Below are 2920 nucleotides of genomic sequence, written 5' to 3'. Positions count from 1 at the left end.
TTGCAGTTTACGAGAGCGGGGATGCTTGGATGGCACGGGACTACCGGATCGGCCTTGGGATGACCGACCCGGTGAGCTACCAAAAATTCAGAAATACGAGCCAAAAAGAGGTCGCCTCCTGTTCTGCGCTCCCGGAAGTGCAACGGTTGCGGTATCATTCGTACATCGTGACCGCGGAAAGGGAGGATGGTTTAATCATCTTTTCTGATCCGCTGCGGGTTTCAGGAAGGATCTTTTACCCGCCACACTTCAGACAGGTCAGAATTGCAACGGGAGAGCGGGACATGAAATGATCTGCGGAAAAGGGGAAGTACGTGGTCCGACATTGAGGTTTTCTTTTGGGAAGCGCCGTACTTTTATAGCGGGGAAACTGCACCGGTACTCTGGTAGATGCGCATGAATGAGGGCGACTATGTCCACGGGTATTCGGAAAGGGAAGCGGAACGGCTGGGCGACCAGGCTCGGACCCTGACCTCCCTTCTCCATAGCGATACCCGGTACCCGGCCGGGAGCCGGGTGCTCGAAGCCGGGTGCGGGACCGGCGCCCAGACGGTAATCCTTGCAAAGAGCAGCCCCGACGCAGAGATAACGTCTGTCGACATCTCCCTGAACTCGATCCGGCGTGCGGAGGCACGGGTACGCGCCGAAGGGATCACTAATGTGACCTTCCAGGCCGGCGATCTCTTCAGCCTCCCGTTCGCGCCGGAAAGTTTCGATCACATCTTTGTCTGTTTCGTACTGGAACACCTCTCCGATCCGGGACAGGCGCTCCGCCTACTCCGTTCCCTTATCCGGCCGGGCGGGACGATCACGGTCATCGAAGGCGATCATGGTTCAGCGTATTTTCATCCTGACAGTGCCGAGGCAAAAAAAGCCATCCGGTGCCTTGTCCGTCTCCAGCGGGAGGCCGGGGGAAACGCCCTTATCGGCCGGGAACTCTACCCGCTGCTTGTGCAGGCCGGGTATGCGGATGTGCACGTATTGCCGAGAATGGTGTATGTCGATGCCTCGCGGCCGGCGCTTGTCGAGGGGTTCACCCGGCAGACGTTCACTGCAATGGTTAAAGGAGTCAGGGACACGGTGCTCACCAGAGAACTGATGTCACCAGCCGAGTGGGAGCAGGGCATCGCAGACCTGTACCGTACCTGCGAACCTGACGGTGTCTTCTGTTACACGTTTTTTAAGGCGACCGGGATCGTATAACACAATACAGATCAAACCCGACAGTCTCTCCAGAGTACTGCTGAAATGATAACCTCCTCTTTTTGGACCCTGCATAGCGGCTCCTCATCACCGGACACTTTCACGGAGCGCAGACCTTGTGGGTTATAACCTGAAACATACAAAAAAAGGAAGTGAGGAGTATCATGGACGAATCAGAACGCGCAAACGAAGTGATCGCGACCGTAAGAGAAATGAACCGGCACTGGACGGAAACATGGGATGAAACAGCGTTTGGCCGGTACATCCACCCGGATGCAGTGGCAGTCGCCCCAACAATCCCGGGCAGGCTTGAAGGTAAGGAAGCCTATGTGGCCGGGTGGCGGGGATTTGTGGAGGCGGCAAAAATCCACGCGTGGAAAGAAACCGGTCACCGGGTCAGTTTCTTCTGCCGGGGCACCTGCGCCGTACTTACGTACTTTTTTACTATCAGGTTTACGATAGGAGGACAGGATGTTGCCATGCAGGGCCGGGACATGTTCACGCTGATAAAGCAGGGTGGACGCTGGCTGGTGGTCTCCGATCAGTTCTCACCGGAACCCGGCCTGACGTGATGCCGGAGGAATTGCGTAAGGCGCACTTGAATGACGTATTCGTTGTGGCTTTCACCACCTGGATGCCCACCGGTATAAAAGAGCAGATACCCCATTAGTGTAAGGAAAACATGATGGACTCCATCACCATTGTCGGTTTTATTGCCGGGACCCTCACGACCGTCGCATATGTCCCGCAGGTCATACGGAGCTTGAGACTTAAAGAGACAAAAGACATCTCTCTTTCCATGCTCGTGCTCTATGCCGTCGGCGTTTTCCTCTGGTTCGTGTACGGGGTCTGGACAAACGCCCTCCCCATCATCGCGGCAAACGGAATTTCGCTTGTATTGATCCTCATCCTGCTCGGCATCAAACTGCGGTACCGGTGATCGCTCTTTTTTCTCAGATCCCACCCTGCCGTGGGACATGCTGCAAAACAGAAGTTGCACACCGGTTAAAACCGGTCACCCACATGAATCAGGGGCGCTTAAACGCCAAAAAAGTGTTAATCCTGAAGGAGTACGAGGCAGCCGGCGATCTTGTCATGAAGACCCTGCCGCTTTTTGGTGAGGCCGATCATCAAAAATCCGATGAAGATAATCAGCGTCGAGATAAACTTCCCGAAGAACCGCAGCGTTGCCTTGGCAAAGGAGATCCGGTTACCTTCAAGGTCGGTCACCTCAAGGCGCATCAGGACTTTCCCCGGCGTAGCCTGTCCCCGCGAGGATTCAAAGCCTGCGTAGTAGAGCCAGGGAACAATGATGATCAGGATGCCAACGGCAGCAACGATAGGCCCGAGAGCTGCGATCGGCGTTCCCGCTTCGGTCAGCGAGGTGATCGGCGCATGGGAGACCACGAGGTAATACAGGTACATGATCCCGTTTGCCTGGTTGAAAAATGCAACCGCAATGATGCCGAACAGGGCAATAAGAATAAAGTCAATGATAAACGCAACGAACCGCCGTCCAAGGCCGGCATAGATGCCGACATCGGGAGCTTCGTCAACCTCGGGAGAAGCGACCGCTGCCGGCCCAAGGGAGGCAGCTTCGATCGGTGCCCCGCACCACTGGCAGAATTGTCCGGACGCGTCAGTCTCTTTTCCACATTTTGGACAGAACATTCCTCATACTCCTGATACGTTAACTTAATCCGGGTGTCCTTTTTAA

4 protein-coding genes and 1 pseudogene are annotated in these 2920 nt (G+C 55.3%); 4 read left to right on the top strand and 1 reads right to left on the bottom strand.

All coding sequences use genetic code 11. The features are described 5' to 3' along the window. From WCE46_RS00420 to WCE46_RS00405, 4 genes and pseudogenes are all read left to right on the top strand, one after another. Window positions 1-293: pseudogene (locus WCE46_RS00420) on the top strand (metal-dependent hydrolase); the annotation flags it as partial. A 97-nt stretch (window positions 294-390) separates the two neighbouring features. Further along, on the top strand, window positions 391-1203 hold the full coding sequence (locus WCE46_RS00415; RefSeq protein ID WP_424731729.1) for a class I SAM-dependent methyltransferase: 813 nt from the start codon (window positions 391-393) through the stop codon (window positions 1201-1203). A gap of 164 nt (window positions 1204-1367) precedes the next feature. Further along, window positions 1368-1775, top strand: a complete 408-nt coding sequence (locus WCE46_RS00410) for a YybH family protein (RefSeq protein ID WP_424731728.1) — start codon at window positions 1368-1370, stop codon at window positions 1773-1775. 110 nt (window positions 1776-1885) lie between these two features. Next, entirely contained in the window at window positions 1886-2143 is a 258-nt protein-coding gene (locus WCE46_RS00405) for a SemiSWEET family sugar transporter (protein WP_424731727.1), read from the top strand. 116 nt (window positions 2144-2259) lie between these two features. On the opposite strand, the gene WCE46_RS00400 is transcribed toward WCE46_RS00405, so the two are convergent. Continuing rightward, entirely contained in the window at window positions 2260-2874 is a 615-nt protein-coding gene (locus tag WCE46_RS00400) for an RDD family protein (protein WP_424731726.1), read from the bottom strand. Between the last annotated feature and the right edge of the window lie 46 nt (window positions 2875-2920).

This window comes from Methanoregula sp., from assembly GCF_049690535.1.
In the GTDB taxonomy this organism is placed as follows: Archaea; Halobacteriota; Methanomicrobia; order Methanomicrobiales; family Methanospirillaceae; genus Methanoregula.
This window is presented reverse-complemented; position numbering and strand designations above follow the sequence as displayed.